Below are 1,138 nucleotides of genomic sequence, written 5' to 3'. Positions count from 1 at the left end.
GACGGTAAGCCAATTGCCCGGCTTCCCGTCCGACGAACGGTGAAGGCCCGGTCCGCCTTCGGGCGGATCAAAAGGTCCAGTGGGCCTTTTAAAAGGGCCGAACGCCCGAAGGTCCGGAGCGACAGCGAAGGGCCGGACAGCGGGCGCCAGGTCCCCCGCCGGCCCACCATGAGATCAACCGACTTCGCGTCAAGCAACTGGAGCCAGGCGCCCATGACAAAAACAACAATCCCAGTTCATCTCGATATCAACGGCCGTCATCACGATCTGCAACTCGAGCCGCGCGTCACGCTGCTCGATGCCTTGCGCGACCGCCTCGGCCTGACCGGAACCAAGAAGGGCTGCGACCACGGCCAGTGCGGCGCCTGCACCGTGCATGTCGACGGCGAGCGCGTGCTGGCCTGCCTGACGTTGGCCGCCCAAGCCGAAGGCCGCACCGTCACCACCATAGAGGGGCTTGCACGGGAGGGCGAAATGCATCCCGTGCAGGCTGCCTTCCTCGAACAGGACGCCTTCCAGTGCGGCTATTGCACGCCGGGCCAGATCATGTCGGCGGTCGCCTGCATTCGTGAGGGCCATGCTGGCTCCGACGACGAGATCCGCGAATACATGGCCGGCAATCTCTGCCGCTGCGGCGCCTATCCGCACATCGTCGCCGCTGTCCGCCAGGCAGCATTGGAGGCTGCATCATGAGGGATTTTTCCTATGTGCGCGCCAATTCGCTCGCTGCGGCACGCCAGGCGGCCGCCCTGCCCGGCGCCATGCTGCTCGCCGGCGGCACCACGCTGATCGACCTCGCCAAATGCGGCGTCGCCGAGCCCGAGACGCTGGTCGACATCACCCATCTCAAGGGGTTGGACAGGATCGAGATGAATGAACGCGGCGCCACCATCGGCGCGCTGGCCAGGATGAGCCGTGTCGCCGACCATGCCGACATCAAGATCCACTTCCCAGCCGTCTCCGAAGCCCTGTGGCAGGCGGCTTCCGCGCAGATCCGCAACATGGCGACCATCGGCGGCAATCTGATGCAGCGCACCCGCTGCCCCTATTTCCGCGATCCGGCGAATTTCCCCGCCTGCAACAAGCGTGAGCCCGGCTCTGGCTGTTCGGCGATCGGCGGCGTTACCCGTGGCCATGC

The 1,138-nt window shown here is 66.0% G+C and carries 3 protein-coding genes; 2 read left to right on the top strand and 1 reads right to left on the bottom strand.

Annotation, left to right across the window (positions count from 1 at the left end; translation table 11 throughout):
- Positions 1–215: hypothetical protein (locus tag EN964_RS38260; RefSeq protein WP_206528825.1), on the bottom strand; the 215-nt coding region annotated here is incomplete at its 3' end.
- Between EN964_RS38260 and EN964_RS35330 the strand changes: the two genes are divergently transcribed.
- Together EN964_RS35330 and EN964_RS35325 are read left to right on the top strand one after the other, a co-directional pair.
- Complete coding sequence (locus EN964_RS35330) at positions 214–693, top strand: (2Fe-2S)-binding protein (RefSeq protein ID WP_127267453.1); 480 nt, start codon at positions 214–216, stop codon at positions 691–693. The genes EN964_RS38260 and EN964_RS35330 overlap by 2 nt on opposite strands.
- Positions 690–1,138, top strand: a 449-nt coding sequence (locus EN964_RS35325) for a xanthine dehydrogenase family protein subunit M (RefSeq protein WP_206528824.1), incomplete at its 3' end; no start/stop codon positions are given. The genes EN964_RS35330 and EN964_RS35325, both read left to right, overlap by 4 nt.

Source organism: Mesorhizobium sp. M7A.F.Ca.CA.001.10.2.1 (assembly GCF_003998575.1).
Classification (GTDB): Bacteria; Pseudomonadota; Alphaproteobacteria; order Rhizobiales; family Rhizobiaceae; genus Mesorhizobium.
Note: the sequence above shows the minus strand (reverse complement) of the source record. Positions and strands in the feature narration are given on the sequence as shown.